Source organism: Candidatus Hadarchaeales archaeon (assembly GCA_038736355.1).
In the GTDB taxonomy this organism is placed as follows: domain Archaea; phylum Hadarchaeota; class Hadarchaeia; order Hadarchaeales; family WYZ-LMO6; genus WYZ-LMO6.
Genome location: JAVYML010000002.1, coordinates 286820 through 312234, shown reverse-complemented (window position 1 = coordinate 312234; position 25415 = coordinate 286820). Strand labels below are relative to the sequence as shown.

Sequence of the window (25415 nt, the reverse complement as noted above, 5' to 3'; positions counted from 1 at the left end):
GATTTTTATCCGCATTAGAGAAAAATGGAAGAATGGAAGAATACAAGAAGGCTAAAAGGGAAATAGAAGAGTATCTGCGTCATAACTGGAAAAAAGCCTTCGAACTTTGGATGGGGTGTTTGGTAGATGCTGGAGAGATAGTGGAATTCGCACCTGCTTTGGAAGTAAGGGAGGATGTGTGGATAGATACCTGCAACACTTTCCTTTACGATACCGGATTTAAATCCGGGAAAAGGGTGGCTCAATGGCTTTGCCGCACCTTCGGTCTGGGCAAGAAAAGCTTGAAAGAAAAAACCATTTATACGGACATTTTTTTCTCGGAGAGCGGAATGGGTGAGATAGTTCTCCTCAAAAGTGAACAGGGAAGAATTTTGAGGTTCAAAGGAGGGAGTTACATAGCCAGGGAAATGGGGAAGGTTGGAAGGAAGGTTTGTTATTACTTGGCAGGTTTCATAGCCGGAGCCACTCAACATTTCACGGGAAAGAACTACAGGGTGGAAGAACTGAGATGTTATTCCAATCGAGATCCACACTGCGACTTCATAGCCAAGCCCTTATCCCCCTAGACTATTATTTTCCAACGATACTAAGTTAGATGGGCCGGGGTAGCCTAGCCAGGTAAGGCGACAGCCTCGAGAGCTGTTGACCCTTTGAGGTCTCGAGGGTTCAAATCCCTCCCCCGGCGCTTCAGAACGGTTCTGGAAAGGTCAAAACCAAAAGTTTTGGTTTAACGGCAGACATTGGAATATTGGAGGGTTTTCCTTTTGATTCTTAAAGTTACGGGGATGGGTAGTTTCATTCTGACGAGGACTTTGGCCATTGTCACAAGTGGGGGGACGAAGACAAGGGAGCAGAGGTGGTAGAGGGTAAAGGGGACCTGTCCCATGAAAGAGACCCAAAGGGGTGCATGTAGGAGAGACCATCCCACGATTCCGGTCCAGAAGTCAAAGAGGAGGATGGCAATTGCCGTGGTGATCAGGGTGGAGCCGAGGAGCTTCACCAATCTCTCGAAGGGGGAAAGTTTGTTATGAAGACCAAGGAGCCAGGCGAAGAGGAAGCCAGTCCATGTGAAGAAGTAGATGGGTCTCAGACCCCAGACGGCAAGATCGGTGAGGAAAACCGGTAGAAGGGCCAGCACCCCAAAATAACGGGTTGCCCATCCCCATCTCCCACCCAAAGGTGGAGAAAAAGAGCCAACGGCCACAACCGTGGGGATTATGAGTTCTAAGTTTGGAAAAGTTATTCCGGAAAGATAGAGGAGCTTGCTTATTCCTACCAGCAGGGTTCCCAAAAGGACGAAGAACTTGAACCTCCATGAAGGAAAAGGTCCCACAAGCTGGATAGTATATCCAATATTTAAATACTTCGAAAAGAGGCGTATTAGGGTGAGGGTCTACCATCTTGCTTGGTCTCCGGCCCTGAGGGAGGTCTACCTTCATTTCCATGGATGTAACTTCCGCTGTTTGGGATGTGTGAGGAAGAAATACCTCTACGACGTGCATCTTTCCGAACCACCTAAGGAAAGGCCACGCTTTCTGAGCCTGGAGGAGGTCTTGGAACTGTTGGAAAGGGCCGATCCCCTCAGGGCCTTCTTGGTGGGTGGAGAACCTACCCTCGATCCACAGCTTCCCTTCCTCTTAGAAGGGCTGGAGAATGGAGGAGTTTCGGTTTATTTGCTAACCAACGGTTATGAGTTGCGGGAGGAGGTGTTAGAAAGAGTGGATGGGGTTTGCGTGGGCCTGAAGGCCTATTCTCCCCTCCTCCACAGATTCCTGACGGGAAAGGATAACAAGAAAGTGTTGGAGAACTTGGTTTGTGTTTACGAGAGGGGTATTCCCCTCTCCGCCGAGACCGTGCATTTCCCAGGTTTTGTGGAGAAGGAAGAAATAGGGAAGATCGCCGAGTTTATCTCCCTTCTGGATGATGGTATCCCCTACCACTTGGATGCTTACCTTCCCGTGAGCGGGAAGTGGAGAGGCTCCTATCCGTGGGAAGTGGAAGAAGCTGCGATGGAGGCCAGAAAGTATCTGAGGAAGGTGACCTATTTCACGGGAAAGGAAAAAACTATCGGGGAGGTGGTGAGTCTTTTCCCCTGAACCCGTTGTAGTCTCTTGGAGTGGTGGAAAGGAAAGCGCCCATGCCCTCTGGCTGGTGTTGAGGGAGGGAAGGATGAATCCGGTGGGCCTCCTCACCGTCTTGACGGAGGGTTATGAAAGGGTGAGCATGCACGGAGTGAGGAGGGAACTGGTGGAGGAACAGGCCAAGGCACTTGGTCTTCCCCTCCATGTAGTCTACCTTCCCAAACAATGTTCGAACGAGGAATACGAGAGAAGGATGGGAGGGATGGTGAGGTGCTTTCTGGAAAGGGGAATAAGGGGCTGGGTTTTTGGAGACGTTTGGCTGGAAGAGGTCAGGAAGTACAGGGAAGAAAAACTGCTCGCGGGAGGGGCGATCGGATACTTCCCCCTCTGGGGGAAGGGGAGCAACAGACTCATGGGTGAGTTCTTGAGTGCCGGCTTCCGTGCCGTGGTAGTGTGTGTGGATGGGAGGGTGCTGAGTCCCTCCTTTTTGGGTAGGGAGGTGAACAGAGACTTTTTGGGAGAACTCCCCGCTTCAGTGGACCTTGCGGGAGAGAGGGGAGAATATCACTGCTTTGTATGGGATGGCCCGATTTTCAAACATCCGGTGCTTTTCGAAAAGGGTGAGATAGTGAAGAGGGGGAACTTCTATTTCTGTGACCTCCTCCCGATCTAAGATTCATTTAACTGGCGACGGGGCTGTTCCCCGGCGTGTGGACGCCCTTTTCATCGCTTCGCTCGAGGGGCCATGGCTACCGGGATGGTGCCCCGTCAAAATTAGTAAGGGAAGGAACGTTTTTTAGTCCGACGGTTAGGGGAAGAGGGATGGAAGTAGTTTATGGACCCGTTTCCTCTTGGCGACTGGGAAGATCGCTTGGAATAGATCCGCTGGGCATGGAGGAGAAAAAGTGTTCTTTCGACTGCTTGTACTGTTCTTCGGGTCCAACGGATGAGAAGACCGTGGAAAGAAGGACATGGGTTTACCCGGAAAGGCTGGAGAAGGAGCTAAAAGAGGCCCTTCGAGAAGTGGAGGCAGAGGTGGTGACCTTCTGTGGGCTGGGGGAACCAACCCTGGCCAAGAACTTGGGTGAGCTGATAGGAGTGGCAAGGAAGGTATCCGATCTGCCGGTGGCCGTTCTCACCAATTCTTCCCTCATGGGTGGGGAGGAGGTTAGGAGGGATCTGGTCAAAGCGGACTTGGTGAAGGGAAAGTTGGATGCTCCGGGAGAGGACTCCTTCAGGGACATCAATAGACCACATCCCGAGGTGAGGTGGAGGAAAATGGTGGAAGGAATGAAAGAGTTCAAGGAAGAGTTCGGAGGGGAGTTCTCCGTGGAGGTGATGGTCATTCCACAGAACATGAAGATGTGTGGGGAAATAGCAGAGATTCTAAAGAAAATAGGTCCAGACGAGGTGCAGGTGAACACCCCCCTTCGTCCGAGCCCGGTGAGACCCCTTCGGAGGGAGGAACTGGAGGAGGTGCTGAAAAGCTTCGAAGGGCTAAACTTTAGATGGGTTTACGGGGAGGGAAGACCAAAGGTGGGGAGAAGAGTGGGTCTCCGAAAGCTTGAGAGACTGAAGAGGGCTAAAGAGGAACAAACTTTTACTTTCCAGGTTTAAGAAAAGAAAAGGGCCGCCGTAGCTCAGCCGGTAGAGCGACCGCCTCGTAAGCGGTAGGTCGTGGGTTCGATCCCCACCGGCGGCTCCACGTCTTTAGAGGAAATTCATTGGTTTGAAACCCTCGGGGAGTTGTTTTACTCTTAGATGGGTGGGTGGGGTCTGTGTTGGGTAAACCTCGAAGGGATCATGGGTCCGAGTCATTCAAGTATCCTGTATGAGGTTGAAAGGGCAGACCTTTTGGGAGGGTGGAGTTCCAACTCTAATATTGGCAATTCAGAGAGAAAAGGATGGAATGTGCCCTTCTAGTGGTGGGGAATGAGATTCTAGACGGGACGGTTAAAGAGGAGAACGCTTCTTGGTTGGCGGGGAGGCTGAACGCCCTCGGGTTCAGGGTGAAGAGAATAGGGGTGGTGGGGGACAACGAAGAAGAAATAGGGAGGGGGCTGGAATGGGTGTTGGAGGGTTCCCATTTCGTCTTCGTATGTGGCGGATTAGGCGGTACTCCGGACGATAGGACCAGGGAGGCAGTGGCGAAGAAGCTGGGAAAAAGACTGGTTCAGCACGAGGGAGCCCGTAGGGAGCTGGAGGAGAAACTGGAGAAACTTCGCCGGAAGGGAGTGGAGCTGAAGGGAGTGGATTGGATCATGAAGATGAGCCAGGTACCTGAAGGGGGAGAGATCCTCAGGAACAGGCTGGGTATGGCTCCCGGCATCAGACTTCCCGTGGGGGAGGCAGAATTGTTCCTCCTCCCCGGTGTGCCGGTGGAGCTAAAGGTGATTTTCGCAGAAGAGGTGGAACCCCTCCTGGGAAAAGGGGAAGAAAGGGAAGTGGTGGAGCTTACTTTTGGTTCGGAAGAGACAAGATTGAGCGGATGGGCGGAAGAGCTGGAGAAGAAGGAGGGGGTTGTCGTGGGGATATATCCCCTCTTTGGAAGACTCCAAGCGAGGATGAGGATCATAGGGAAAGTCGGAGAGGTCGGGAAGATAGCGTGTAAAGTGAAGGAAGAGGCGAGAAGGGAGGGAATTCCACTCTTGGAAGAAAGAAGTTTCAGGCTAGGTTGAGAAGGCTGGTTCGCATCTCACCCCTTTTTCCCTGCATATCCTCTCCACTCTTTCCCTTTCCTCCTTCCAGCTCTTCGAACGGAGGGAGGGGGAGAGGAGGATCCTGAGGCTTTCCGGGGAAAGCTCCTTTAGGGCGTTTCCCAATCTTTCCATCACCCCCCTTTTCAAGTTGAGTTTGTCGTAGATCACTAGGCTTCGAGTGGAAGCGGCCACTTCCACCACTTCCCTTATTCCCTCCTCCGAGTCGGTGAGGGAGGGCAGGAGGGGACCCAAGAAGAGCCAGGTGGTCACCCCCCTGGAGGAAAATTCCTCCAGTATCCTAGCCCTCCTCTTGGGTGGGCTGGCCCTTGGTTCCAGAATCCTGGCGATTTCCTCATCCATGGTGGTGATGGTTACTCCCACCTCTGAGTTTCCCACCGAGAGGAGATCGGCATCCCTGAGGATGAGGTCGGATTTTGTCTGTACGCAAACGGGAAAACCGTGTTCGGAGAGAATACGGAGACACTCCCTCGTGAGTTTGAACCTCGCCTCCAAAGGCTGGTAAGGATCGGTCACCGTTCCTATTCCCACCATTTTTTTTGGTTTTTCCCTCACCTCCCTCTCCAACACTTCGAGTGCGTTGACTTTTACCTCCACGAACCTTCCCCAGGGTCTTTTCTCCCTGAGGACGGCTGGAGAGTAACAATAGAGGCAGGCATGCTGGCAGCCCCTGTAGGGATTGAGGGAATAGTAAAGGCCGGGAAGGTTGGTTCTGCTCAGTAGATTTTTGACCCTGATTTCGCTCACTGCGAGTCTTTCCGTATCTCTTCCCTCCAGAAGTCCAGTTTTTTCTGGAAAAGACACCTCTTGAGGAGGCCGCTGTGTTTTACCCATTCCCTCATGGGAATGGTAAGCTTGGTACTGGCGTATGCTAGGGCTTCTCCCAATGTCTGGAAGATTTCCGGTCTTGTATGGAGCATCCTCCTCACACTTTCCCTAACGAACCAAACTCCCAGGGGAAGGAGGAAGCCGGGATGGATTTCCCTCAAAACGAGGACGGAGGCCTGCTTTTTCTCCTCCACCAACTTCTCCGCAACCGCCAGCCTGCAGGCATAGTAGCAACCCCCTATTTCGGGATAGGTTTTTCTTCCCCCGTATGGTTCCCAATCGCCCATCACGGCTGGGGAAGGGGCACTCTCCGGATTCCAGGTGGTCCCGGGGAACCAGCCCTCAATCCAGTCGAAGCTCCATTTTTCCGGCATGAAGATGGCCAGGAAAAGATTGTCGTGATGGCGGAGGAAATACACCCGATATTCATCCAGGGTATCGAAGTCTTTGAGTTCCTCCACCAACTCCTCCGAGAGGATGGAATCCACGGCCGTGATACTCCATCGGGTGGGAACCAGTCTCCTCCTTTCCTTGAGACCGAAGATACCCATGCTGAAAGCACGCTGTATCTTACTCACGGGTATTCCACTTCGATACAACTCTATTACCGCTTCTTGGGCCTTCAGGTCACCATCGTAGAAGACCCTCTCCATCATGCGATTGGTTTTCACGCATGAGATTTTCAGTTCACGCAATGGGGCGGAAGGTCCCATGGGGGGTATCTCCTCTCCCACGGTGAGGAAGCTGGAGGGTCGTTTGCTCAAAAGGATTTCCGCTTCCACGGGCTGTTCCCCCATGGCCATCTCTTGGAGCACCTCCACGAGTCTACTTCCCACTTTAGCCGTCTCCACCCTTTCCCTCTTCTTTCCCCTGACCAGAGAAGAGCGGAAAGCCACGATTTCCTCCACGCTTTTGTCCGTCCAGTTCTCAGGGGTATCCAGGAGGGAAGTGTCTCCCAGATAGGGGGGGAGCATGGGTCCCACATACACTTTGGGATATCCCAGCCTCCCCACGAAAACGGAGGGAGGGGAGGAACCCCAAATCCTGGAGGAAAGTTTTTTCCCGGTCTTTGCCAAGGCCTCTGCCCTCAGGAGGACGGGACATTTGGGTTTGCCACAAAAACCCCTCCCCCTGCAGGAGAGGCAGAGGAAGCCCGATCTCCGGAGGTGAACACCCGTTATCCCCTCCAAGAGCGGAGCGGGCAGAACTTCCTTCAACCAGCGGAGATCCTCGGGTCTCAAGGACTCAAAGATGGCTTAGGGCAATATACCTGATGAGATCGCTTACGTCCTCGCATCTGTCGGCTACCTCCTCCAAGTTGTCGGCAATTTCCTTCAGAAGGAGGGAAGAACTCAGGTTTTTGTTGACCCTTTGCCATTCCAGCATCTTGGGTATGAGTTTCTCTCCCCTGAAGTCGTCTATTTCTTCCTCCATCCTTTCCACCTCATGGGAAACTTTGATGGCGGAGGAGGGATTTTGGGTGAGGGCGAGGAAATTCTTATACATAGTCTTGGAAATTTCCACCACTCTTAAAGAAAACTGGGAGAAGAGCTTCCTCAAGTCCTTCGGTAGCTCAGCAGGGTCTAGGAAGGTGAGCTTTCTGGCAGCAGCCTTGGCATTGGAAGCCACATCGTCCGCCGTCATCACCAATCTTATTATTTCGTCCCTGTTGATGGGCTGAAAGAGCTTCTTGGCCAAATCCTCTAGGATTTCCTTCTTCACCTCATCCGCCTCTTTCTCCTTTGCGAAAACTTTGTTGAAGGCTTTCTCCACCTCCTTCCTTCCTTTCAGAGAGCAAGCCGCCTGAAAGGCTTTGTCCATTTCCACCACGGTCTCCACTACCCTTTTCATGTGATCATCGCATCTCTTCAGCACTTCCGTTTCACGTCCCTTTCCTATCCAAAGAAGAGGTCCACCTCCTCTCATGCCACCACCACTTTGGCCAACTTAAATAGACCGGCACTTAATAAAGCAGCACATGGTATGGTGAGGATCCAAAAGAGGAGGATCTTGATCGTCGTCCTGCGGTTGATGGCTCCAATCCCTCCCATGGCCAATCCCACCCCTATCACGGTTCCTATATTGGAGATGGAGGTGGAAATGGGAATGCCGAACTTCCAGAGGAGGGCGGGGATGGTGGTGAAAACCAGAACGGTGAAGGCCTGGGAATATTCGGCAGCCAGTCCGGTGAGGGGATTGAGCCTGCAAACCTTGTAACCCGCTGTATCTATCACTTTGTATCCCCAGCTGAAAGCTCCTAGGGCAATCCCGACCGCACCCATCAAGGATAGGAAGAACATGGTGGAGGTGGTGGGCAAACCCACCACGCGTTCGGTGGGGGTGATAAACACACCTGTGGCGTTGGCCATGTCGTTGGCTCCAAAGGCGAAGGCGCTGAGGAAGTGGACGATGATTAAAAGCTTGGAAGACAACTCCACTCCCTCCGCCTCCCTTACCCAGAGGAGAAGGGGGAAGAGACAGAGGGAGGAACAAAGAAGGGTGAAGTAAAGGGATCTTTCCCATCCCCATTTGAGGATACCGAGGAAGAGGGAGAGGAAGAGCGTCAGGAAGAGGGGAAGATAGAGAAGGGAAAACAGGAGGAGGTTGGAGAGTTTCCTTCTAGGTCTTCCAAAATACCTTCGGAGGAGGAAGAAAAGGGCTGCCGCCAATACCATTGCCACCAGGGGGGAGAGGGGAATGCTCAGAAAGGCTTTCTTGGCGACACTCCATCGAATGGGAGCACCCGTGGCGAGGGCAAAACCGAGGACACCTCCTAGGACGGAGTGAGTGGTAGAAACGGGCATCCCCATCCAGGTGCTGAAGGTCACCCACAAACATCCGGCCAGTGCAGCACATAAACTCCCCAACACCAGTGTGCCAGTTTCGAACTGTTCTCTGTGGATCAATCCTCGATCGAAGGTCTTCATGACGAAGGATCCGAAGAGGATTCCTCCCAGGGTGGAAAAGAGTACGAAGGTGTAAAGGGCCTTGCGCACGGAATAAACCCCTGCCCCCACCACGCAATTGCAGGGGTTGGCGGCATCGTTTGCTCCTAGACCCCAGGCCATGTAAAAGGCCAATGCTAAGCTAGCTCCATATAGGAGAAGGAGTTCAGGCATTTCTTCTGTTTTTCTTCCTCTTATATAGATTTATTGCCCATCTTTATATACCTCTAAATAGAAATATGAAGGAATATGGAGAAGCGCAAGATTCAACTCACAGGTGGATCCACCTACATCCTTTCCCTCCCCAAGCGATGGGTTGTGGAGATGGGGATAAAAGAGGGGGACGAGGTGGAGATGGAGAAAAGGGATGGTTCGCTTGTGGTTTTCCTTTCTCCGAAGAAGAGGGAGAAAAGTGAGGTGGTGGTGAAAGTTTCTCCTGACGAGAGTCCCAATGCTTTGGCTAGAAGGGTAATTTCTCTCTACTTAGTGGGATGTAACGTGATAAGGCTGAAGGCCAAGGAGGGAAGGATTTCCCCCGCTCAAAGGGAAGTGCTGAAGAACTTCGTGAGGACGAAGCTGGTGGGAATGGAAATAATCACGGATTTGCCAGGAGAAATAGTTCTTCAAGTGCTCATGAGTTACCCCGAACTCCCCGTGAAGGATGCCCTGAAGAGGATGTACCTCATCGCCATGAGCATGAGGGAAGATGTGATGGAAGCATTTGAAAGTAGGAACAAGGAATTGGCGAAAGATGTGGTGGTTAGGGATGATGAAGTGGATAGGTTTGGGATGTATATCATAAGGCAGCTAAAATCGGCGGTGGAGGATCCTCGGCTCATCAAGGAAATAGGACTGGAGAGTGGGAGGGAATGTCTGGGCTATAGAATTGTCACCAAGATCGTGGAAAGGGTATCCGACCACCTAGCTTTGGTAGCCCAGAATTTGTTACAGCTGAAGGAAGAGGTACCCGTGGAAGTGGTGAGGAGCATGAAGGAAATGGAAAAAGTTGCCTTCTCCGTTTTCGAGGATGCCGTGAACGCCCTTTTTGAAGGGGATTATCTGAAGGCGGAGAAGGTCATGGAGAAAAGGGAGGAGATCTTGAGTGCGGAGGAGAGGGTAATAAGGGAAGTTTTGAGGAGGGTGAAAGGAGAGGATCTGCTCGCCCTTAGATTGATCATCGAAAGCCTGCGTAGGATAGGGGAATATGGGAGCGATATAGCCGAAATAGTCCTCAACCTAAACGCTTTCAAAATGGTGGAGGAGCAGAGTTGAAGGAAGAGTACGACTTGGAAGAGGAAAGGGTGAGGAAGTTTCTTAGATCTAAAGGGATAAGGAAGGTAGCGGTACAACTCCCCGAGGGGTTGCGAAAGTATGCATGGAAGATAGGGGAGCTTCTTAAGGAAGAAGGAGTGGAGGGAATTTTCCTGGGAGGAAGCTGCTACGGGGCTTGTGACCTGGCTGAAAAGGAAGCCCTGAAAGCGGGGGCAGAAGCCCTATTGCATTATGGTCATTCCGATATGGGTCTTTCTTCCTCTCTTCCCGTTCTCTTCGTAGAGGCGAGGATGAAGGTGGATCCCGTGGAACATATTGTTGAGGCAATGAGGGAAGAGGAAGGAAAAAGAGTGGGAATAGTCACCACCGTGCAGCATGTGGATTTCCTTTCCAAGGTGTTGGAAACCTTGGTCTCCCTCGGTTTTCATCCGTTGGTGGGAGGTCCCGGAAAAAGGACAAGATATGAGGGGCAAATCTTGGGTTGTGATTTCACTTCGGCTCTTTCAGTGGCAAAGGAGGTAGAAAGTTTTCTCTACTTTGGAACGGGGAGGTTTCATCCCTTGGGCGTGCATCTCGCCACCGGAAAGCCCGTTTTGGCGGTGGATCCACTCAGCGGAAAATGGGAGAGGATGGATTCAGCCGTAGATTTCTTAAGGAAGAGAAAGGGAGTGATGGCAAAGGCAGCCACCAGTTCTTTCTTCGGTGTGGTGGTGAGCACTAAACCCGGTCAGGCTAGGTTCAGGTTGGCGGAAACCCTTTGTGAAAAACTGAAAAAGGCTGGGAAAGAGGTGGTGAAGGTGGTGGCAGACGAGATAAAGCCGGAAGTCTTGCGGGATTTGGGAATAGAGGCAGCTGTTTGTGTGGCATGCCCCAGGATACCGTTGGACGATGCTCTCAGATTCGAGCTCCCCATGCTTACCCCTCCCGAACTCCTCCTGCTCCTGGGAGAGGAGGTAGAATACAGGTTAGATTCTGTGGAAGCGAGTGATTTTTAACTTTCAAGCTCAAGTGGTGGTGACCATGGAGGAGATTAAAACGGGAACCTTCGTGGTGCCTGGAACTTTCCTCTCTACGGTGGAGGAATTTCTGCCGGGGGAGGGAGTCTATGAGGAGGGAGGAAAGGTGTACGCTTCCTGCGCTGGATTGGTGCTCGTGGACTTGAGGACGAGAAAGATTTCGGTGATTCCGAAGAGTTCACCTCCAGTTTTGAAGCGTGGAGACATCGTGCTTGGGGAGGTGGAGGATGTGGGCCCGCAGAGGGTGGAAATAATCATAGAGAGCCTCAGGAGGAATGAAAACAGACAATTGCCCCCGCCTAAGCTTGGTATCCTCCATGTTTCAAAAGTTAGTAAGGGATACGTGAGGGACTTGGAAAAGAAATTTAGGGTTGGAGATATCGTGAGGGCCAAAGTGGGGGAGGTAGGAAGGGAGATAATCCAGCTTTCAACTGCCGAGGATGATTTGGGAGTGATTTTGGCCAAGTGCTTCAACTGCAATACCATCTTAAAGGTGGAGAACCTGAAAATGGGAAAACTGAGGTGTCCGGTGTGCAAAAGGGTGGAATTCAGGAAGCTGGCTAACGATTATGGAAGGGGAGATCCTTGGGGGGAGTGAAAACCAAAAAAGTTTTTACCATGGTCCTGAAGGACCCTTCTGAAGCCGTGGAGTTCATGCAGAGACTGAGCGAGTTGAATTATGAGATGGAAGCGGAGGTGAGGGGAGTCCACGTAACCTTGGGAATAAGGGGCTCAAAGGAGGAAATAAAAAGGGCTAGGGAAGAAATAGGAAAAATGTTGAAGGGACTCAGGGAGGAAGAAGGATGAAGGTGGAAGAGGTAGAAAAGGAAGGAAGGACCCTGCGCTTCAAAGTGGTGGGAGAAGACCATACTCTATGTAACCTGCTGAGGAAGGAAATGTATGAGGATGAAAACGTGGAGGCAGCGGCTTACAGGATTGAGCATCCCCTCCTTTCTCAACCGGAGTTCTATCTGAGGGTAAAGAAGGGAAAACCGGAAGAAGCACTTTTGAAGGCCCTGAAACGTTTGGAAGGAAAATTGGAGAAGTTGGAAGAAAAGTTCAAAACTGAGCTCGACAGCTTCAAGGTGCACTCTTGAAGTGCGTGAAATTCTGGAAGATCAAGCCGGAGATAAGAGTTTTGGGGGTAGACGATGGGCCTTTCAAGCCCAGGACCGATGGGAAGGTTTTGCTGGTAGGGGTGGTGATGAGGGGGAAGGAACAACTCGAGGGGGTGTTGAGTACTATGGTGGAAAAGGACGGGATGGATGCCACGGAAAAGCTAGTGGAGATGGTTAACAAGAGCAGACACAAGGATCAGCTTAGGGTAATAATGAGCGAAGGAATAACGGTGGCGGGGTTCAACGTTCTGGATATAAGGGAAATCTTTGAGCGTACCGGACTTCCCGTGGTGGTGGTGACGAGGAAGAAACCGGATTTGAAGAAAGTGGAGAAGGCCCTCAAAAATCTTCCGGAATGGAAGGAAAGGTGGAGGAAGATGAAGAGAGCGGGAAGGATCTATCAGGTGGGAATAGGAGGGGGGAGGATTTACATGCAGTTTTGTGGGATCAAGAGGGAGGACGCAGAGGAGATTCTCAGCCGCACGGTTACACACGGACTCATTCCCGAACCCCTAAGGGTGGCCCATCTTATAGCCACGGGCATAGCTAGGGGAGAAAGTGTGAGAGGAGGCTAAAGGATGACTTCTCTTTCCAAGGGATCCCTTTTTTCCATCCTCTCCTTTTTTCTGCTACTCGGAAGCCTTTACTTCGCCTATCAAGGTATTCTGATGCTGGTTTTTAATTCTGAAACCCCTCTCATGCCCGTGATCTCCGATAGCATGAAACATTACGACGAAAGTTGGAGAGAGGTTTACGAACAAAGGGGAGAAAACACCCGTCGTTTCCCCCTTCAGAAAGGATTTGAAAAGGGAGACTTGGTGGTGGTGAAAGGGGTTGATTCTCCCTCTGAGCTGAAAGTGGGTGATGTGGTGGTTTACCAGCGAAGTTCCAAAACGATACCCGTGGTCCATAGGATCTTGGCCATTCTCGAAAATGGTACGATTTTCATTCCTAAAGGTGATGCCAACATGTCCCCCGATCCCCCCATTTCCTTTGAAATGGTAAGGGGAAAAGTGGTGGGAGTGGTACCCAACCTAGGATGGTTGTCTTTGTCGGTTTGGAGGCGATACTGAGAAAAGCTTTATTTGAACCTCTTTCAGAAAGGTTGGCTTGGGGAGAGCTTGAAGTTTTGTAAGTGTGGTGGGTTGTTGGTTCCCAAGCAGGGGGAAGAGGGATGGCTGGTATGCCAGCTCTGCGGGGCAGAGGAGAAGGCGGAGGGATCGGAGTATAAGGTTGTGAGGAAGGTAGAGGAAAAGTCAGATGTGGTGGTGATAGAAGAGGAACCATCCACCCTTCCCACCATCAAGGTCAAATGCCCCAAGTGTGGCAACGATAGGGCCTACTGGTGGATGAGGCAAACTAGAAGTGCCGATGAGCCCTCCACCAGATTCTACAGATGTACCAAATGTGGAAACACTTGGAGGGAATACGCCTAGGGTGGGGGAATGGAGGAACCTAAGATCAGAAGAGCCGCACCCTATCGGAGAATCGCTGAGCTCAGGGAAGACGAAGAATGGGTAAAGGTGATGGGTTTGGTGGTGGAGAAGAAAGATTCCGAGATAGTCCTAGATGATGGTTCAGGTCTTTTAACGGTTTTTTCGGACAAAGAGGAGTTGTTTGAGGAAATAGAGGTGGGATCCAAGATAAGGGTTTTCGGCCGTCCGATGCTTTCTGTCGGAAAGGAAATGAAGGCAGAAATTGTACAGAAGGTGGACGGTTTGGATTTCGAGCTCTATTGGAAAGTCATGGAAGAGGTAAAAAAGCTGGAAGGGGAAATAAGGTGAGAACATGTTGATGGCTAGGATGTCGGATACTAAAGTTTGGAAAACCTGTATGGGGGCGATTGTGAACCTACTGGAGGAGGCCCGCTTTAAATTCGCTCCAGAGGGGGTGAGTATGAGGGCCATGGATCCTTCCCATGTGGCTCTGGTGGATTTCAAGTTGCCTTCGAACGCTTTTGAGGAATATAGGGTTTCCAAACCAGTGGGGCTGGGTCTTTCCCTCGTCGAATTAAACAAAGTTCTTTCCAGGGCCAAGAGTGAGGACGCGCTCATAATGGAGCATGATGAGGAAAAGAACAGGTTCCTGATTACCTTCAAGGGTACCTCCAGTCGCAAGTTCAGCCTTCCCCTTTTGGATTTAAGGGAGAGCGAACTCCCAGAACCAAAACTCCAGTTCTCCGCCGTGGTGGAAGTGATGGCAGAGGTGCTTCAGGATGGTTTGCGGGACTCAGAAACGGTGGGAGAGAACGTTCGTTTCCAAGTGACGGAAGAGGGATTTTTCATGTATGCAGAGGGTGACGGAAAATCCACGGAACTGAAGCTGGAGAAGGGGAGCTCGGCCATGCCTAAGTTCAAGCTCGAACGTCCTTGCTCTTCCATGTTCAACGTGAAGTACCTTTCCGACATGCTGAGGGCAGCCGACCCCAAGGATTTGATTACCGTTAGCTTGGGAGAAGATTTGCCCGTGAGGCTCGATCTTCGGATAGCGGGTGGGAAGGGCAGTCTGAGCTTCATTTTGGCCCCCAGAATCGAGCTGGAGTAGTCTGGAGAAATGTTTCCAATACCGGAGTATCCTGCGGTCCTAGACTTCTTCTCCTCAGAGGCTAAGGAAGTTCTTCGGTCCTCGCCCCCCTTCTCCTCCCTTCCCGAAGGGGTGGTGGAAAGAGCGGTGGAAAGGCTGCGTTGGAAAACCGGTAAGGAAATGATGGTGGGTTTCAACCTGGAAGAGGTGAAGAGGGAGGTTCAGTCCTTTTTTCTTATGTGCCAAGGTCTGGCTTCCGTTTCCTACCCTTATTCCAGAGAAGTGAGATTGGCCGGAGAGAAGACCGAAGAGGTGATCAGGTACAGATTGTATTACCTCTTCACTAGGGGATACGAAGGTCCCTGCTTGGAAGTCATTCGGAGATACCTAAGGGTTTCCGAGTTGGATGAGTTGAGTGCTAGGATACCTAGAGAGGACCTTTTGAGGGTGAGGAATTCCAGTCTGAGGGAGGCAGGTATTCCCATACCATCCGACCCGGTTCCCCCCCAGCATCAGCCCAAGTACCTCGTTCCTTGGGTGGATCTCTCTCCCTTTCTGAAGGCGAACAGGCTTCAGCTAACCGATTTGTACCTTGTGGAAGGAAGGGCGGTGATAACACCTTACAATCTCTGGTGCCTCTTCGCAGGGTTGATAGGATTGAAATGTGAAGAGTACATTTCTTCCCTTTATGAACGTTTTTCTGAGAATAGGAGACCACCGGAACTCTTGATAAGGGTGGGTGAAAGGATTTCCTCCCTCTTTCCTCCAGAAGTAGAGGTTGGGATAAGATATCGCCGTGGAAAGCTCAGGCCGGAATTCTTTCCTCCCTGTGTAAAGCGCGCTTTGGCAGGAGTGGGTTCTGGAAGTAGGAACTACGCCATAACGGTCTTGCTCACCTCTTTTCTTTCCCACGCACGCCTCCCCTCTGGAAGGGCAGTTACCAGGATAAGGGATATACCCGAGGGCTTCTCCGTCATAAGGGAGGAGATAGTCCCCCTTATTTTCGAAGCGGCTGAGAGATGTCATCCCCCGCTTTTCAGGGACCAACCACAGGAAAGGGCGAATGTTTATTACCATTTGGGATTCGGCATGACCATGGATCCGAAGCTGGAAGATTCTGGAAGGAGCAAATGGTACAGCCCTCCCAATTGCAGAAAGATTTCCTCTTCAGCTCCCCTCCTCTGCACACCCGATGAGTTCTGCAAGGAAATAAGGAATCCCCTCACCTACTACTTTAAGCGATTGCATCTGGAGGGTAGAAGGGATGCAGTTCAGAAAGGCGACACCGGAGGAGAGGAAAAGGTTCTATCAGGAGGAGTGGAACAAGCATGAAATTCCAGACTTCATCCAGCAAACCCTCTCACTCAGGGAGTTCGGTTTCGATCCCGACGGAAGTGGTCCAAACCAGAGATACAGGCAGTTTTTCACCCTCGAACAGCTTTCTTCCTATCTCAAGAGCAACTTTCCCTTCTCAGTTTATGTGAGCGTGGCCCTTTACGAGCAGCCTTCTAGGAGGGCGGGATGGATCAAGTCAGAGTTGGCTTTCGATGTGGATGCCAAGGATTTACCCGTCAAGCCATGTGGTTGTGGCCAAGGGGAAGTTTGTGAGTGCTGCTTGGAAGAGGCTAGAAGGGTGGTCATGCTTCTTTCCGACGTGCTTTCTTCCGATTTGGGATTAAGGGATCTCCGCTTCTCCTATTCGGGTAGGGGATTTCATCTCCGGGTATTGGATGAAGCGGTTTCTAAGCTTGAGCAGAACGAAAGAGCCCAGCTGGTCTCCTATGTTACGGGGAGTGTGATTCCAACGGATCTTTCCTTTGTGCTGGGATATTCGAAAGTCTTCAGGGAGTTCGCCGCGAGAACCTTTGAGAGACTTTCCGAGGAAAAACTCAAGGAAGTTTTCCCCAAGGTGGTCCAAAGGATTCAGGAGAAGAAAAGGGAAGTGCTGGAAGCCTTGCGTCAAGGTAGGAGGGAAGAAATAAAGAGGCTGGTGGGGAAGGAAGAGAAGCTGTTGGAGTTTTTGGCCAAGTTGAACGCGGGATGGGTGGATGGAAGGGTTACGGTCGATGTCAAGAGGATTTTGAGGCTTCCTTCCACCCTCCATTCTGGAGTGAGCATGAAGTGTGTTCCCATCAAGGACATAGAGAATTTTTCTCTCGATCAGGCCATTCCCAAGTTCATTCTGGAGGGATGAGATGAATTGGGAAAAGCTGGAAAAGGTATGGTTGGAGGAAAGGACCTCCAAGACTCTTTTCCCCCTTCCCCCCAGATTCTACTCTGAGGTTTCCAGCTATCTCTTTCGTCTGAGAACGGAGTTGGAAGGAAGTGCGGGGATTAGGAGGGAACTTTTGGAAGAAGAACTGAGGGAGGTCAGGAAAATCCTTACCGAACTTTTCACCCTTAGGACCCTAAAGGCGGTCAAGCAATGTTTGGAGGGTTCGGTCCCTTCCTCGCAAGACGAGAGGGAAACCAAATTTTTCTCCGAGTTGGTGGGGTTGCTGGAAAAGAGCAGGGGGGAACTCATAGAAAGGGTGGAAGAGGAGACTCCCCTCATCGAACCTCGCCAAGAGCTTTTGGTAGTGCTCGGGAAAATCCCCCGGATAGTGGGCGAGGACCTGAGATATTATGGACCCTTCGAGGAAGGGGAGATAGTTTCCCTACCCAAAGCCACGGCAGAGCTTCTGGTAACCCATCGCTTTGCCAGAAAGCTCCATCCCAAATATTTTTTTGGATTGAGGGGTGAAGGGTGAAGATGAAGATACCCAAAAAGATAAGAACCTACTGTCCCCTTTGCAGGAAGCATACGGAGCACACCGTGAGTCAGGTAAAGAAAAGGGCCCCTCGTTCCCTCAGTTGGGGTCAGAGACAGTTCGCTAGGGTGATGAGGGGATACGGTGGGCAGCCCAGGTCCGAACAAAAGAAGTTTGCGAAGACCACCAAAAAGGTGGCCCTTCTCTTAAGGTGTGAGGAGTGTGGAAAGGCCCATCCACGTACAGGTTTCAGGGCCAAGAAAATAGAGATAGTGGGGGGGTAAGGTTTGCCAGGAGAATTCCTCAAGGTGGTTTGCGGGGGGTGTGGTAACGAACAGACGATATACAGCCATTCCACGATGCGCATTAGATGTGTGGTCTGCGGTAAGACCTTGGCCATACCCACGGGTGGAAAGGCAAAGATTCTAGGGGAAAGGAGGGGGGAAGGTGGTAAGGCGTAAAAACGAGTTCCCTTCTCCCGATGAGCTGGTAATAGGAACCATCGTGGAGGTTTTTCCGGAAGGGGCTTTTGTGAGGCTTGAAGAATATGGAGGGAAGGTGGGTTTGGTACACCTCTCCGAAGTGGCCTCCGGTTGGATCAAGAACATTAGGGAACACATCAGGGAGGGTCAGACCGTGGTCTGTAGGGTCTTGGCGGTGGATGAAAAAAGGGGTCATGTGGACCTTTCAATAAGGAGGGTCAAGGAGAGCGAAAAGGCTTGGAAGAGGGAGCAGTGGAAAAGAGAGGAAAGGGCGGAGAAATTGCTTGAGTTGGCTGCCAAGAAGCTCAAGAAATCCCTGGATGAGGCTTACGAAGAGGTGGGATTCAAGCTACAAGAGAAGTTTGGCGATATGTATACGGGTTTAGAGCTGGTGGCGAAGGAGGGGGGAAAGGTACTGGAGGATTTGGGGCTGAGCAAGAAATGGGTGAACGCCCTAGTAAAGGTTTCTTCTTCATTGGTGGGGCTTCCCTTCTTCAAGGTGGTGGGATATCTTGAGCTCCAGTCCATGGCTCCAGATGGGGTGGAGAAGATCAAGGAAGCCATGATAAAGGCCAAAGAAGCGGCCTCAACGGATGGTGTAAAGGTGGAGATATATTATGTGGGTTCTCCGAGGTACAGGGTGGAGGTTTCAGCCTCTTCTTACAAGGAGGCGGAGGCGGTTTTGAGAAAGGTGGTGGAGTTGGCTATAAATTCGATCAAGGCCCAAGGAGGAAAGGGGGAGTTCCACGCAGCTAAAGGGGGTAAGTGAGAGGAAGAGGGTGAGATTGAGAAAGTGCAAAGTATGTGGTATTTATACTCTAAAGGAAAAATGTCCTTCCTGCGGGAAAGAAACCTCTTCCCCACATCCGCCCAGATTTTCACCTTTGGATCCCTATGGTAAATACAGGAGGAAGCTCAAAAAGGAGGTGGAAGGAGGTGGAGACGGAAGTCAGGTTCCTGAAGGTGCCCAAACTTAAGAATCCAGTGCTGATAGAAGGGCTGGGTGGGGCAGGGCACGTTGGGAAATTGGCATCGGAGCATTTGACGAATGAAATGAAGGCAGAAAGATTCGCCGATCTTTACTCCCCACACTTCCTGCATCACGTTTTTGTAGAGAAGGATGGGTCGGTAAGGTTACCCAGAACCTCTTTCTTCTGGGCTAGGGTCAACGGTAAGGATCTCATCATCGTTTCTGGCGATGGTCAGGTGACTTCTCCCGAGGGGCAATACGAAATGGTGGAAAAGATCTTGGAAGTGGCGGAAAAGCTTGGGGTCAAAAGGATTTTCGCTTTGGGGGGATATCCCACTGGAAAACAGACGGAAGGTAAACCCAAGGTGGTGGTTATAGCCACGGACAAAGAGCTCCTGAAAGAAGGAAAGGGCTATGTGATTCCTGGAGAAAGAGAGATAGGTCCCATTCTGGGTCCCACGGGGCTTTTGCTGGGTTTGGGGAGGGCAAAGGGTATAAAGGGAACGTGTCTGTTGGGTGAGACCCACGGGGCCTTCGTAGACCCACGTTCCACCCAGTCGGTGTTGGAGGTATTGGGGGAGATGCTAGGGATAAGGATAGACACGAGCGTTTTGGAAGAAAGGGCTAGGGAAGTGGAAAAGATGGTGAACAAGCTGAAGATGGAATTCGAAAGGAGGGAAGCTCTGGAAGGAGAGAGGGAGGAACCCTGGTACATAAGGTGAGAATTTGCCCCCACCCATACGTTTGAGCGTGGCGTTGGACAAAGAAACCGATGAAATCCTGAAGAAGTTGGTACAGCAAAGCGGGATGACCTGTAGCGCCCTCATAAGGTTCGCACTGAAGTTCTTCTCCTCCTATGGAGAGCTCTTGAAAGATCCGGAAAAGGTTAGGATATGGATGGACCTTCTCCAGGGAGGAGAGCACGTGATTTTGGATGTGGACCACTGGTTACTCTTTTTCAAATATCTGGAGAAAAGTGAAAACAAGGAAAATTTTTATAAGGAGTGCCAGGAGGTTTCAAAATCCCACGCCGAACAACTTTCCTCCCTTTCCCTTCCCCAATACCTGAAAAGGATAGAGGCTTGTAACTTCTTCAGGATGGGAAAAGTCTCGGAAAAGGAATTTACTTTGGTTCTGAATGTGGAGGCAAGTAAGAGGTTCGTAAAGGAGTTGCTCATGCATACGCTCGAGGGAATGGGTTACAAGGTAAAGATAAAGGAGGATAAGGCAAAGCTCAGACTAAGGGTGGAGGAGTAGGAGAAGGGGGAAACTTCCTTTTGTGCTCGGTTTTTTCTATTTTCTTCAAAACGTGCTCTATCAGTTCTTTTTTTGCCCCCGTTTCTTTCTGGATATGGGAGAAATCCTTTCCCAAGTCAAGCTTCAGGTGGAGAATGGAATCCAGAAGCTCGTAGCTGATTCCCAGTTCTTCCTCCGCCTTTTGTCCAGGCCACAAACCGGGAGAACTGGGTTTATCCACTATGTGGGCTGGAACACCCAAATACCTGGCCAGTTCCCTTACCTGCGTTTTGAACAATCCTCCCAAGGGAAGCAGATCGGCCCCACCATCCCCGTATTTGGTGAAGTATCCCATGAGGAGTTCGCTCCTATCGCTCGTGCCCACTACCAAGAGGTTTTTGGAGTTGGCAGCGTAGTAGAGGAGAACCATCCTCAGACGTGCTTTTATATTTCCCTTGGCGTTTCGGTTTCCCTTGAAAAAAGGGAAAATCTGATGACAGAGGGGGGTGAGATCGAAAAGCTTGTGGGGAATGCACAGGGTTTTTGCCACCAACTTGGCGTCCTCCAGATCTTCCTTGGCGGTGACTTCATCGGGCATGAGGAGCCCCAAAACCTTCCGGTTTCCCAAGGCTTTCACACACAGGTAGGCGGTAGTGGAGGAATCCAGACCACCGCTCAGTCCCAATACTACCCCTTTCGCCCCAGCCTTTTTGACTTCCTCCCTGATGAAGGAGAGGATGTTCTGGCAGGTTCCTTTGGGGTCGGGAAGGGGTACCATTCTCCCATTGGAGCCGGAAAAGGTTTCTTTTAGCTTTATGGGTTGGTGGGAAAATTTACTAACAGACTTTAAAAAAAGGCTCCCGAAAAAGGGAAAGGATGACCGAGAGAGTAACGCAGAACTCCTCTTACCTCAACGCCCAGTCCACCACGGGTACTACCTCTAGGGTAAGGGATGTGAGTCCAACGAGCGGGATGTGTCCCATTTGTATCAGGGAGTGTCCAGTGCTGTGCGAGATAGGTCTTTCCGCTTTCAGGGGAAGAGAAGTCCTCTATCCCATGCCAGAATACTTTGGCAGGAGCACAGCAGCCTCTTTGAAGGACTATGGCCTCGATTGGTCTCATTTCAATATTCTGGCCAGTCTTCGTGGCGCGAGGGGAATAGAGGCGGATCCGGACAAGGCCATCTTCCCCAACGTGGATATTTCCACGAAACTGGGAGGAATACCCCTGCGGGTTCCGCTGGTCAATGGGGCCTTCGGTTCCACTGCCGTGGCGAAGAACAACTGGGACGGTTTGGCAGTGGGTTCAGCCTTGGCTGGAGTCATTCTCGTGATAGGGGAAAACGTGTGCGGCATGGATCCGCAAGCCACCTTTACCCAAGGAAAGGTGACTTCTTCTCCAGACTTAGAGTACAGGGTGAAGAAATTCAGGGAATTTTGGGATGGGAAGCATGGTGGTATAGCCGTTCAGACGAATGTGGAGGATCAGAGATTTGGAGTGGATGTCTACGCCATTTCCAAGCTGGAAGTGGATGTAATAGAGAGGAAGTGGGGGCAGGGTGCTAAGGCCATAGGAGGAGAGGTCAGGCTGGACAGCTTGGAGAGGGCCATCACCCTGAAGAGGAGGGGTTATGTGGTGGTGCCGGATCCCGAAGATCCAGAAGTGCAGGAAGCCTTTAGGATGGGCTATTTCAAGACTTTCGAACGCCACAGCAGGGTTGGGATGCCCACCGAGAGGGGATTCGTGGAGGATGTGGAATGGCTTAGGGAACAAGGGGCTAAAAAGGTCAGCCTGAAGACCGGGGCCTATCGTCCCGTTGACGTGGCATGGACCATGAAAGTAGCGTCGGAGGCGGAGGTGGATTACATAACCTTCGACGGGGCAGGGGGAGGTACAGGGATGAGTCCAGTGCCCATGATGAACGAAATGAGCACACCAACGGTATACTTGGAAGCCCAAGTTCTGAAGTGCGCTCAGCTCCTGAAGAAAAAGGGAAGATATGTGCCCGACATAAGCATGGCAGGGGGATTCATAAACGAGACGCAGATCTTCAAGGCCATCGCACTGAGCAACTTCGGGGATGGACCACTGGTGAAGGCAATAACCATGGCTCGTGCCCCCCTCACGGCGGTGATGAAGGCTTCCTATTTCGCCGAGCTCGCCGAAAAGGGTAAGCTGCCCACCAAGTTTTCAGAGCAGTACGGATCGGATCCCTCCAAGTTCTTCGTGTGCGCCCCAGAGCTGAGGAGGAAGTACGGGGAGAGATTCCAGCAAATACCACCGGGGGCTTTGGGCCTTTACACTTATCAGGTAGAGAGGATAGGAGTGGGCCTGCAACAACTGATGGCGGGAGTACGTAAGTGGAAACTGGAATTGATAGGGAGGGAAGACTTAGTGGCCCTCACGGAGAGGGCTTCTAGGGTTACGGGTATACCCACGGTGGACGAGGCGGAGAATGAACTTATAGAAACCATTCTGGGCTGAAACCAGCCCAGAATCCCTTTTTTTGCCTCAGTCCGCCCATCATTCAAATCATCGCTCGGCTCAGCCTTTACCGTGACATCATCGGCATTTTCTTTTTCTCCCTCTTCCGATAAAGGTTTACCGAAACTCTTTTTACCTCAGGTTCCTCGAAAAAATTAGGGGGAAGATGTGGGATTTCTGGGAAAATTGGTTTAGGAGGAGGGAGTGGCCCGATTTCTTCAGGGAGATAGACAGGGAATTCGAGAGATTCTTCAGGCGTTTTAGCGAGATGGACAGAGAACTCGAAAGGTTCCTCACCAGATTGGTGAGGGAACCACCTAGGGAGCTGATGAGAGAATACACTTTGCCGGATGGTAGTACGGTAAGGACATACGGACCAGTGGTAAGGGGCTATTCGATAACGGTGGGACCGGATGGGAAGCCTTCCATTAAGGTTTTCGGTAATGTCGTTCCGCCAGAAGGAGTGCCGGCCTTGGAGATGAAGAGGGAACCACTGGTGGAATGTATTCCGGGACCAAAACACATCCGAGTGGTGGCAGAGCTGCCTGGGGTGAGCAGGTCCGATATAGATTTGAGGGTAGAAGAAGATAGACTGGTGATTTCGGCGGAAAGGGGAGAATGGAAATACCACAAGGAAGTGGAGCTGCCTTACAAGGTGGATCCAAAATCTGCCGATGCTACTTTCGAGAACGGTGTGTTGGAGGTAATCCTCAGGAGACTGGAGAAACCCGTGAGTGGTGAAAAAATAGAAATCAAAGAGAAAAAGGAGCCCTCCGAGGAAAAGAAATAATTTTTCTTTTTCTCTTTGGAAGGTGGGAAGCTTTTTATAGGAAGGGTTTAGAAGGCTTTCTGATGCCTCCTCAAGACCAGCCAGCCAATCCGACCACTTTGGGACTGATGGTTTTTGGCATGACCACGATTTTGTTGAGTTTGATGAACCTCAACGTGGTGGATGCTACGCTGGAAGGAAGTTTGCTTTTGCCCATGGCCATTTTTTCTGGTGGCATTGTTCAACTAATAGCTGGAGGGATGGCTTTCAAAAGAGGAGAAATGTTTGCGGCCACCGCCTTTTCTGCCTATGGATCTTTTTGGGAGGTTTTAGCCTTTTACTGGCTTTTGAGAACCATCGGGATAGCTACCAGCGCCTCTTCTAGGGCGTTGGCTTCCTTTATGATCGTTTGGGGAATGTTCAGCTTTTTCATGTGGATCCTGACTTTCAAGCACAGCTGGAACCTCGTCTTCGTGTTTGGCACCCTCTGGCTCACCTTTTTCCTGCTTGCCGCCCATGCCATCAGGGGGGCAGAAGTCCTCCTGCGGTGGGCAGGCTACTTTGGGCTGGTGTGTGGTATTTTGGCCATGTGGGCAGCTTTTTGTGCCATCTTTTTCGATCACACGGGAAAAGAATTACCGGGTTCTGGAAGGCCCCTTTAGTATCCTTTTTTAAGGAAGTATTTGTTTATGCCATTGATCATAGCCTCCACGCTGGCTAGTACCACATCTTCCTTGACCCCCTTGGAGATGTAGAGGTTTCCCTTCTTATCCTCAAGCTTTATGGTAACCTCTGCCAAGGCATCGCTTCCCCCGGTTATGGCATCCAAATGAAATTCCTTTAGTTTCAGCTCTTGGGCCTCCGAGAGGGAATTGCGGATAGCATTGATGGCAGCATCGACGGGCCCCACTCCCACACTCGAGCCCACCCTTTCCTCACCTTTAACCAGCAGTCTGACAGAAGCAGTGGGCGTGATGGTGTTTCCAGTGTTTACTATGATTTCTTTGATCTCCACTACCCTCTTTTCGGCAGGCAGCTTTCCAATCACATGTTCAGCAACGGCTCTTATGTCGGCATCCGTGATACGCTTTCCTTTGTCCGCAAGGGCCTTGAGTTGCCTGGTTATCTCTTTCAGTTGGGCTTGGGTGGGCTTCAGACCCATTTCCCTGAGTTCCCTTTCCACGGATTTGCTTCCGGCATGCTTTCCCAACACCAACCTACGATGGTGTCCCACCAGCTCCGGTGAGAGGGGTTCGTAGGTCCCTGGAAACCTGAGCACCCCATGGGTGTGGATTCCCGATTCGTGTGAAAAGGCGTTATCACCCACAATGGCCTTGTTCGGCGGGACGGGTACCCCCGTCAATCTCTCCACCAGCTCCGAAGTCTCCACCAGCAGACGGGTTTTGACTCTGGGTTTTATTCCGTAGAAGGCCCTGAGGGACATCACCACCTCCTCCAACGAAGCATTCCCCGCCCTTTCCCCCAATCCATTCACCGTGACATGGACCTGTTCGGCACCAGCTTCCACAGCGGCCAAGGAGTTGGAAACGGCCAAGCCAAAATCGTCATGACAGTGTACCGAGATGGGTACGTTTATCTCCTGTTTTAGGGAGGAGATAAGCTGGTACATGGCCCGGGGAGTAATGACCCCCACCGTGTCGGGCACGTTTATCCTATCCGCCCCCGCTTTGACTACTTGTTTGTAGACCTCCTTGAGGAAGCTCAGCTCAGTTCTTGTGGCGTCCTCGGCGGAGAACTCCACCGTCACTCCCTTTCGTTTGGCATACTTCACGTGCTCCACAGCCCTTTTCAACACTTCTTTTCTAGTCATTCTCAACTTGTACTTCAGATGGATGTCGGAGGTGGCTATGAAAAGATGAATCGATTCCACACCGCATTCCACCGCCAAGTCTACATCTTCTTTTGAACACCTGGCAAGGGCGCAGATTTCCGAGTCCAGACCTGCTTGGGCAATTTTTTTGACTGCCTGATATTCTCCCTCCGAAACGACCGGAAAGCCCGCCTCTATACAATCTACCCCCAGCCTGTTCAGTTGCCTGGCTATACGCATCTTTTGATCGGGTGTCAGCGATACCCCCGGGGTCTGCTCCCCGTCCCGAAGGGTGGTGTCGAAAATCCTCACTCGCTTGGGAAGGTTTAGCCCCTTAACGATTTCCTTATTGAGACCGCTTACGAGAATAGGCTGCATCCTTTTCCCTCGACT

32 protein-coding genes, 2 tRNA genes and 1 pseudogene are annotated in these 25415 nt (G+C 51.3%); 28 read left to right on the top strand and 7 right to left on the bottom strand.

Annotated features, from left to right (window positions below; genetic code table 11):
• Positions 1-32: 32 nt before the first annotated feature.
• Positions 33-566: a 4-vinyl reductase gene (locus QXG22_04005; GenBank protein MEM0359156.1), complete on the top strand. Its 534-nt coding sequence runs from the start codon at positions 33-35 to the stop codon at positions 564-566.
• Positions 567-599: 33 nt separating this feature from the next.
• Positions 600-685, top strand: a tRNA-Ser gene (locus QXG22_04000).
• A gap of 42 nt (positions 686-727) precedes the next feature.
• Here QXG22_04000 and QXG22_03995 read toward each other — a convergent pair.
• A complete protein-coding gene (locus tag QXG22_03995) occupies positions 728-1333 on the bottom strand; it encodes a hypothetical protein (GenBank protein ID MEM0359155.1) in 606 nt (201 codons plus the stop codon).
• Positions 1334-1385: 52 nt separating this feature from the next.
• On the opposite strand from QXG22_03995, the gene QXG22_03990 reads away from it, so the two are divergent.
• The 5 genes and pseudogenes from QXG22_03990 to QXG22_03970 all read left to right on the top strand — a co-directional run bounded on the left by QXG22_03990 (position 1386) and on the right by QXG22_03970 (position 4759).
• Positions 1386-2096 (top strand): radical SAM protein, encoded by a 711-nt coding sequence (locus tag QXG22_03990; GenBank protein MEM0359154.1) that lies wholly within the window; start codon positions 1386-1388, stop codon positions 2094-2096.
• 16 nt (positions 2097-2112) lie between these two features.
• Positions 2113-2754 (top strand): annotated as a pseudogene (locus QXG22_03985) (hypothetical protein).
• A 149-nt stretch (positions 2755-2903) separates the two neighbouring features.
• The gene (locus tag QXG22_03980; protein MEM0359153.1) at positions 2904-3698 is read left to right on the top strand and encodes a radical SAM protein; all 795 of its coding nucleotides are present in this window, start codon (positions 2904-2906) and stop codon (positions 3696-3698) included.
• Between the two features lie 12 nt (positions 3699-3710).
• Positions 3711-3786 (top strand) — tRNA-Thr (locus tag QXG22_03975).
• A 199-nt stretch (positions 3787-3985) separates the two neighbouring features.
• Positions 3986-4759 (top strand): competence/damage-inducible protein A, encoded by a 774-nt coding sequence (locus QXG22_03970; GenBank protein MEM0359152.1) that lies wholly within the window; start codon positions 3986-3988, stop codon positions 4757-4759.
• Here the strand turns inward: QXG22_03970 and QXG22_03965 are convergent.
• Genes QXG22_03965 through QXG22_03950 form a run of 4 tightly spaced genes read right to left on the bottom strand, consistent with a single transcriptional unit; the run spans position 4751 to position 8745 of the window.
• A complete protein-coding gene (locus tag QXG22_03965) occupies positions 4751-5545 on the bottom strand; it encodes a radical SAM protein (GenBank protein ID MEM0359151.1) in 795 nt (264 codons plus the stop codon). The two genes, QXG22_03970 and QXG22_03965, sit on opposite strands and share 9 nt — an antisense overlap.
• Positions 5542-6867: an Nre family DNA repair protein gene (locus tag QXG22_03960; protein ID MEM0359150.1), complete on the bottom strand. Its 1326-nt coding sequence runs from the start codon at positions 6865-6867 to the stop codon at positions 5542-5544. The genes QXG22_03965 and QXG22_03960 overlap by 4 nt, the downstream gene beginning before the upstream one ends.
• A gap of 4 nt (positions 6868-6871) precedes the next feature.
• Positions 6872-7552, bottom strand: a complete 681-nt coding sequence (locus QXG22_03955; protein MEM0359149.1) for a DUF47 family protein — start codon at positions 7550-7552, stop codon at positions 6872-6874.
• The gene (locus tag QXG22_03950) at positions 7549-8745 is read right to left on the bottom strand and encodes an inorganic phosphate transporter (GenBank protein MEM0359148.1); all 1197 of its coding nucleotides are present in this window, start codon (positions 8743-8745) and stop codon (positions 7549-7551) included. The genes QXG22_03955 and QXG22_03950 overlap by 4 nt, the downstream gene beginning before the upstream one ends.
• Before the next feature lie 75 nt (positions 8746-8820).
• On the opposite strand from QXG22_03950, the gene QXG22_03945 reads away from it, so the two are divergent.
• The 18 genes from QXG22_03945 (at position 8821) to QXG22_03860 (ending at position 19959) form a co-directional block, all read left to right on the top strand.
• Positions 8821-9843 carry a PhoU domain-containing protein gene (locus QXG22_03945; protein ID MEM0359147.1) on the top strand — a complete coding sequence of 341 codons (1023 nt, stop codon included), beginning with the start codon at positions 8821-8823 and terminating at the stop codon, positions 9841-9843.
• Positions 9840-10838 (top strand): diphthamide biosynthesis enzyme Dph2, encoded by a 999-nt coding sequence (gene dph2 / locus QXG22_03940; protein MEM0359146.1) that lies wholly within the window; start codon positions 9840-9842, stop codon positions 10836-10838. The genes QXG22_03945 and dph2 overlap by 4 nt, the downstream gene beginning before the upstream one ends.
• Before the next feature lie 25 nt (positions 10839-10863).
• Complete coding sequence (locus tag QXG22_03935; GenBank protein MEM0359145.1) at positions 10864-11457, top strand: exosome complex RNA-binding protein Csl4; 594 nt, start codon at positions 10864-10866, stop codon at positions 11455-11457.
• 20 nt (positions 11458-11477) lie between these two features.
• Complete coding sequence (locus tag QXG22_03930; GenBank protein ID MEM0359144.1) at positions 11478-11666, top strand: hypothetical protein; 189 nt, start codon at positions 11478-11480, stop codon at positions 11664-11666.
• Positions 11663-11956: a DNA-directed RNA polymerase subunit L gene (locus QXG22_03925; protein MEM0359143.1), complete on the top strand. Its 294-nt coding sequence runs from the start codon at positions 11663-11665 to the stop codon at positions 11954-11956. Before QXG22_03930 ends, QXG22_03925 begins: the two co-directional genes overlap by 4 nt.
• A gap of 5 nt (positions 11957-11961) precedes the next feature.
• Complete coding sequence (locus tag QXG22_03920; protein ID MEM0359142.1) at positions 11962-12552, top strand: DUF99 family protein; 591 nt, start codon at positions 11962-11964, stop codon at positions 12550-12552.
• A 93-nt stretch (positions 12553-12645) separates the two neighbouring features.
• Complete coding sequence (locus QXG22_03915; GenBank protein MEM0359141.1) at positions 12646-13050, top strand: signal peptidase I; 405 nt, start codon at positions 12646-12648, stop codon at positions 13048-13050.
• Between the two features lie 48 nt (positions 13051-13098).
• Complete coding sequence (locus tag QXG22_03910; protein MEM0359140.1) at positions 13099-13413, top strand: transcription factor S; 315 nt, start codon at positions 13099-13101, stop codon at positions 13411-13413.
• A gap of 9 nt (positions 13414-13422) precedes the next feature.
• The gene (locus QXG22_03905; GenBank protein ID MEM0359139.1) at positions 13423-13761 is read left to right on the top strand and encodes a hypothetical protein; all 339 of its coding nucleotides are present in this window, start codon (positions 13423-13425) and stop codon (positions 13759-13761) included.
• Positions 13762-13765: 4 nt separating this feature from the next.
• Entirely contained in the window at positions 13766-14521 is a 756-nt protein-coding gene (pcn, locus tag QXG22_03900) for a proliferating cell nuclear antigen (pcna) (GenBank protein MEM0359138.1), read from the top strand.
• Positions 14522-14530: 9 nt separating this feature from the next.
• Positions 14531-15832 (top strand): hypothetical protein, encoded by a 1302-nt coding sequence (locus QXG22_03895; GenBank protein ID MEM0359137.1) that lies wholly within the window; start codon positions 14531-14533, stop codon positions 15830-15832.
• A complete protein-coding gene (priS, locus tag QXG22_03890; GenBank protein ID MEM0359136.1) occupies positions 15765-16694 on the top strand; it encodes a DNA primase catalytic subunit PriS in 930 nt (309 codons plus the stop codon). The genes QXG22_03895 and priS overlap by 68 nt, the downstream gene beginning before the upstream one ends.
• Before the next feature lies 1 nt (position 16695).
• Positions 16696-17250: a hypothetical protein gene (locus tag QXG22_03885; GenBank protein ID MEM0359135.1), complete on the top strand. Its 555-nt coding sequence runs from the start codon at positions 16696-16698 to the stop codon at positions 17248-17250.
• A 2-nt stretch (positions 17251-17252) separates the two neighbouring features.
• Complete coding sequence (locus QXG22_03880) at positions 17253-17534, top strand: 50S ribosomal protein L44e (protein ID MEM0359134.1); 282 nt, start codon at positions 17253-17255, stop codon at positions 17532-17534.
• Between the two features lie 3 nt (positions 17535-17537).
• Positions 17538-17711: a 30S ribosomal protein S27e gene (locus tag QXG22_03875; GenBank protein MEM0359133.1), complete on the top strand. Its 174-nt coding sequence runs from the start codon at positions 17538-17540 to the stop codon at positions 17709-17711.
• Complete coding sequence (locus tag QXG22_03870) at positions 17698-18501, top strand: translation initiation factor IF-2 subunit alpha (protein MEM0359132.1); 804 nt, start codon at positions 17698-17700, stop codon at positions 18499-18501. Before QXG22_03875 ends, QXG22_03870 begins: the two co-directional genes overlap by 14 nt.
• Positions 18502-18668: 167 nt before the next feature.
• Entirely contained in the window at positions 18669-19424 is a 756-nt protein-coding gene (locus tag QXG22_03865; protein ID MEM0359131.1) for a proteasome assembly chaperone family protein, read from the top strand.
• 4 nt (positions 19425-19428) lie between these two features.
• Positions 19429-19959, top strand: a complete 531-nt coding sequence (locus QXG22_03860) for a ribbon-helix-helix protein, CopG family (GenBank protein ID MEM0359130.1) — start codon at positions 19429-19431, stop codon at positions 19957-19959.
• On the opposite strand, the gene QXG22_03855 is transcribed toward QXG22_03860, so the two are convergent.
• On the bottom strand, positions 19937-20716 hold the full coding sequence (locus QXG22_03855; protein MEM0359129.1) for an NAD+ synthase: 780 nt from the start codon (positions 20714-20716) through the stop codon (positions 19937-19939). The genes QXG22_03860 and QXG22_03855 overlap by 23 nt on opposite strands.
• A 98-nt stretch (positions 20717-20814) precedes the next feature.
• Here QXG22_03855 and QXG22_03850 point away from each other — a divergent pair, with 98 nt between their 5' ends.
• The 3 genes from QXG22_03850 to QXG22_03840 all read left to right on the top strand — a co-directional run bounded on the left by QXG22_03850 (position 20815) and on the right by QXG22_03840 (position 23853).
• Positions 20815-22422 (top strand): glutamate synthase-related protein, encoded by a 1608-nt coding sequence (locus tag QXG22_03850; GenBank protein MEM0359128.1) that lies wholly within the window; start codon positions 20815-20817, stop codon positions 22420-22422.
• A gap of 166 nt (positions 22423-22588) precedes the next feature.
• The gene (gene hsp20 / locus QXG22_03845) at positions 22589-23212 is read left to right on the top strand and encodes an archaeal heat shock protein Hsp20 (protein ID MEM0359127.1); all 624 of its coding nucleotides are present in this window, start codon (positions 22589-22591) and stop codon (positions 23210-23212) included.
• 62 nt (positions 23213-23274) lie between these two features.
• On the top strand, positions 23275-23853 hold the full coding sequence (locus QXG22_03840) for an acetate uptake transporter (protein MEM0359126.1): 579 nt from the start codon (positions 23275-23277) through the stop codon (positions 23851-23853).
• Here the strand turns inward: QXG22_03840 and QXG22_03835 are convergent.
• Positions 23850-25400 (bottom strand): 2-isopropylmalate synthase, encoded by a 1551-nt coding sequence (locus QXG22_03835; protein MEM0359125.1) that lies wholly within the window; start codon positions 25398-25400, stop codon positions 23850-23852. The two genes, QXG22_03840 and QXG22_03835, sit on opposite strands and share 4 nt — an antisense overlap.
• Positions 25401-25415 lie beyond the last annotated feature (15 nt).

Excerpts from the sequence above, each read along its gene's own strand:
- pcn (MEM0359138.1), top strand. The coding sequence starts at position 13,766 with ATGTTGATGGCTAGGATGTCGGATACTAAAGTTTGGAAAACCTGTATG.
- QXG22_03895 (MEM0359137.1), top strand. The coding sequence starts at position 14,531 with ATGTTTCCAATACCGGAGTATCCTGCGGTCCTAGACTTCTTCTCCTCA.
- QXG22_03945 (MEM0359147.1), top strand. The coding sequence starts at position 8,821 with ATGGAGAAGCGCAAGATTCAACTCACAGGTGGATCCACCTACATCCTT.
- QXG22_03905 (MEM0359139.1), top strand. The coding sequence starts at position 13,423 with ATGGAGGAACCTAAGATCAGAAGAGCCGCACCCTATCGGAGAATCGCT.
- QXG22_03930 (MEM0359144.1), top strand. The coding sequence starts at position 11,478 with ATGGTCCTGAAGGACCCTTCTGAAGCCGTGGAGTTCATGCAGAGACTG.
- hsp20 (MEM0359127.1), top strand. The coding sequence starts at position 22,589 with ATGTGGGATTTCTGGGAAAATTGGTTTAGGAGGAGGGAGTGGCCCGAT.
- QXG22_03855 (MEM0359129.1), bottom strand. The coding sequence starts at position 20,716 with ATGGTACCCCTTCCCGACCCCAAAGGAACCTGCCAGAACATCCTCTCC.
- QXG22_03915 (MEM0359141.1), top strand. The coding sequence starts at position 12,646 with ATGCTGGTTTTTAATTCTGAAACCCCTCTCATGCCCGTGATCTCCGAT.
- QXG22_03950 (MEM0359148.1), bottom strand. The coding sequence starts at position 8,745 with ATGCCTGAACTCCTTCTCCTATATGGAGCTAGCTTAGCATTGGCCTTT.
- QXG22_03835 (MEM0359125.1), bottom strand. The coding sequence starts at position 25,400 with ATGCAGCCTATTCTCGTAAGCGGTCTCAATAAGGAAATCGTTAAGGGG.
- QXG22_03885 (MEM0359135.1), top strand. The coding sequence starts at position 16,696 with ATGAATTGGGAAAAGCTGGAAAAGGTATGGTTGGAGGAAAGGACCTCC.
- QXG22_03840 (MEM0359126.1), top strand. The coding sequence starts at position 23,275 with ATGCCTCCTCAAGACCAGCCAGCCAATCCGACCACTTTGGGACTGATG.
- QXG22_03980 (MEM0359153.1), top strand. The coding sequence starts at position 2,904 with ATGGAAGTAGTTTATGGACCCGTTTCCTCTTGGCGACTGGGAAGATCG.
- QXG22_03925 (MEM0359143.1), top strand. The coding sequence starts at position 11,663 with ATGAAGGTGGAAGAGGTAGAAAAGGAAGGAAGGACCCTGCGCTTCAAA.
- QXG22_03955 (MEM0359149.1), bottom strand. The coding sequence starts at position 7,552 with ATGAGAGGAGGTGGACCTCTTCTTTGGATAGGAAAGGGACGTGAAACG.
- QXG22_04005 (MEM0359156.1), top strand. The coding sequence starts at position 33 with ATGGAAGAATACAAGAAGGCTAAAAGGGAAATAGAAGAGTATCTGCGT.
- QXG22_03880 (MEM0359134.1), top strand. The coding sequence starts at position 17,253 with ATGAAGATACCCAAAAAGATAAGAACCTACTGTCCCCTTTGCAGGAAG.
- QXG22_03970 (MEM0359152.1), top strand. The coding sequence starts at position 3,986 with ATGGAATGTGCCCTTCTAGTGGTGGGGAATGAGATTCTAGACGGGACG.
- QXG22_03935 (MEM0359145.1), top strand. The coding sequence starts at position 10,864 with ATGGAGGAGATTAAAACGGGAACCTTCGTGGTGCCTGGAACTTTCCTC.
- QXG22_03850 (MEM0359128.1), top strand. The coding sequence starts at position 20,815 with ATGACCGAGAGAGTAACGCAGAACTCCTCTTACCTCAACGCCCAGTCC.
- priS (MEM0359136.1), top strand. The coding sequence starts at position 15,765 with ATGCAGTTCAGAAAGGCGACACCGGAGGAGAGGAAAAGGTTCTATCAG.